Below are 2914 nucleotides of genomic sequence, written 5' to 3'. Positions count from 1 at the left end.
CCTATCTATTTGTCGTCGGCGCGGCGCTGGTGGTGCTGGTTCTATTCGCGCCGAAGGGCATTCTGGGCACGATCCGTGACAGGTGGGTCCGATGGCTGCCCTGATCGAGACCCGCGACCTGACGCTGCATTTCGGCGGGCTCCGCGCGGTGGATGGCGTCGACTTTACGATGCAACCGGGCGAGATACACGCCCTTATCGGCCCCAATGGCGCGGGCAAGACCACCTTCGTCTCGCTGCTTTCGGGGCGGCGCAGCCCGCAATCGGGTTCCATTCTGCTCGACGGTCTGGATATCACGCGGCTGCTAGCGCATAGCCGCGTTCGGTTGGGAATTGGCTATACATTTCAGATCACATCGATCTTTCCGCGCCTGTCGGTGTTCGACAACGTGGCGCTTGCAACCCGTTCCCGCAGTGCGGCAAAACTGAGCAAGCAAACCCATGCCGCGCTGGCCCGTGTCGGGATTGACGCACTCGCGACGCAAGAGGCGCAGACGCTGAGCTACGGTCACCAGCGCCTTCTGGAGTTTGCGATGGGGCTGGCGCTGCACCCCCGCCTGCTTATTCTGGACGAGCCGACGCAGGGGCTTGCCGCGTCCGAGATCGAGGTCTTCAAGTCGCTGGTGCGAAGCCTTGCTCCGAAGACGGCTGTCCTGCTGATCGAACACAATATGGACGTGGTGATGGATCTTGCCGCGCGCATCACCGTGCTGAACTTTGGTCGCGTCCTCGCCACCGGTACCCCGCCTGAAATCCGCGCAAATGTGGCCGTGCAGGAGGCTTATCTTGGCGCTTGAGATCGGCAACCTCGTCGCGGGCTATGGCCCGATTACCGTGTTGAACGGCGTCACTTTCCGCGCCGAAGCAGGCGAGGTCAGCTGCATCATGGGCCGCAATGGGGTGGGGAAGTCCACGCTATTGAAGTGCATAATGGGCCTTTTACCGACCACTTCAGGCACGATTGCCCTGAAGGGCGTAGCACTGCAGGATCTGCCAGCGCATGAGGTTCCAAGGCGCGGTATCGCCTATGTTCCGCAGGGCCGCTGTCTGTTCGGCCCGCTGACGGTTGCCGAAAACCTTGCCGTCGGCGGGCTGGTGACCGGCAATGACCCGGCCCGGCTTGACCGCATCTTGACCCTGTTCCCCCGCCTGCGCGAGCGTCTGGCGCAGGTCTCATCAACCCTGTCGGGCGGTGAGCAGCAGATGCTTGCCATCGCACGCGCGCTGTGTCTTGACCCAAAGGTTTTGCTGCTCGACGAGCCGACGGAGGGCTTGCAACCCTCAATGATCACGCTGATCCAGGACGCTGTGCTGACGTTGAAACGGCTTGGAGTGGCGGTGGTGCTGGTTGAACAGCGGGTGGATGCGGTGCTCAAACTGGCTGACAAGGTGACGTTCATGGCAGGTGGCCGGACGGCAGAGACGGTTGCCGTTGGCGGCCTGCGCGCCGATGCGGATGTATTCAAGACCTATGTGGGTGTGTGAATGACAGGGCTGGTTGCAGGCGTCGATGTGGGCGGAACTTTCACCGATCTGGTGATTTTCGATCCTGCCACCGGGGACGTGCGCCTGGCAAAGGTGCCCACCACGCTGCCGAACCAATCGGGCGGGGTGCTGGCCGCGTTTGATGCCGCCGGGGCTGATCTGCAGGACATCGACCTCATTGTCCATGGCACCACCACCACGACCAATGCCGTGCTGGAACGCAACCTGGCCAAGACCGGCCTCATCACCACCATGGGGTTTCGCGACGTGCTAGAGCTTGGCCGCCGCACCAGACCGCATGCTTACGGCATGCACGGCAGTTTCACCCCGGTTATCCCCCGCGATCTGCGCCTTGAGGTGCCCGAGCGGATGGACGCCAGGGGCCGTGTCCTGACGCCGCTGGATGAAGACGCGCTTCGTCAAGCGATTCACCAGCTAAAGGATCAGGGATGCGAAAGCCTTGTGATCCATTTTCTGCATGCCTATGCCAACCCGGCTCACGAACGCCGTGCCGCGGAAATCGCAGCCGAGATCTGGCCCAACCGCTACATCACCATGGGCCACGCGCTGCTGTCGGAAAGCCGAGAGTACGAGCGGGGGGTCACAGCCGCTGTGAATGCAGCCGTCCAGCCGCTGCTGGAACGATACATCGGCCGGTTGGCCGACGAGTTGGCGGCCAAAGGCTATGCGCGCGACCTGCTGGTGATGAACGGGAACGGCGGGATGGTCGCCGCGCGCGACGTGGCGCGTGAGGCGGTCAAGACTGTGATGTCGGGCCCGGCCTCTGGCGTCATGGCGGCCCTTGCCACCGGGCGGCGCGCCGGAATGGCGAACCTTCTGACCTATGACATGGGCGGTACCTCGACCGACGTGGCGATGATCCGGGGCGGCGTGGCCTCCGTCTCAAACGAAATCGAAGTTGAATACGCCATGCCGATCCATGTGCCGATGGTGGACGTGCGTACGGTTGGGGCGGGCGGCGGCTCCATCGCGCGGGTCGATGAAGGCGGGATGTTGCGGGTTGGCCCGGAAAGTGCCGGGTCCACACCGGGGCCAATCTGCTACGGGCGGGGTGGCACGCGCGTCACCATTTCGGACGCCAACCTGATCCTCGGACGGCTTCCGGCGGTGCGCTTTGGTCAGGCGGCCGAGGCCGCACGCCAGGCCATTGCCGCGCAGATCGGAGCGCCTCTTGGCCTGTCCACCGAAGCCGCGGCCGAAGCTGTCATCCGCATTGCCAACACCCATATGGCCGGGGCGATCCGCATGGTCTCGATCTCACTTGGCGCTGATCCACGTGATTTCGCGCTGTTTGCGTTTGGTGGGGCAGGGCCGTTGCATGCGGTCGCGCTGGCGCGTGAACTTGCCATCCCAAAGGTGCTGATCCCGGCCCGCCCCGGCATCACCAACGCGCTTGGCTGCGTGGTGGC

3 protein-coding genes are annotated in these 2914 nt (G+C 64.0%); all 3 read left to right on the top strand.

The window, feature by feature from the left end; genetic code table 11:
• Positions 1-91 precede the first annotated feature (91 nt).
• Positions 92-796: an ABC transporter ATP-binding protein gene (locus RMO18_RS21035; protein WP_309668492.1), complete on the top strand. Its 705-nt coding sequence runs from the start codon at positions 92-94 to the stop codon at positions 794-796.
• On the top strand, positions 762-1484 hold the full coding sequence (locus RMO18_RS21030; RefSeq protein WP_405054126.1) for an ABC transporter ATP-binding protein: 723 nt from the start codon (positions 762-764) through the stop codon (positions 1482-1484). The genes RMO18_RS21035 and RMO18_RS21030 overlap by 35 nt, the downstream gene beginning before the upstream one ends.
• Positions 1485-2914: hydantoinase/oxoprolinase family protein (locus RMO18_RS21025; protein WP_309668490.1), on the top strand; the 1430-nt coding region annotated here is incomplete at its 3' end.

Origin of the sequence: Tabrizicola sp., from assembly GCF_031377265.1 — a bacterium.
Taxonomy (GTDB): Bacteria; Pseudomonadota; Alphaproteobacteria; order Rhodobacterales; family Rhodobacteraceae; genus JAUYQR01.
Note: the sequence above shows the minus strand (reverse complement) of the source record. Positions and strands in the feature narration are given on the sequence as shown.

Excerpts from the sequence above, each read along its gene's own strand:
- RMO18_RS21035 (WP_309668492.1), top strand. The coding sequence starts at position 92 with ATGGCTGCCCTGATCGAGACCCGCGACCTGACGCTGCATTTCGGCGGG.
- RMO18_RS21030 (WP_405054126.1), top strand. The coding sequence starts at position 762 with ATGTGGCCGTGCAGGAGGCTTATCTTGGCGCTTGAGATCGGCAACCTC.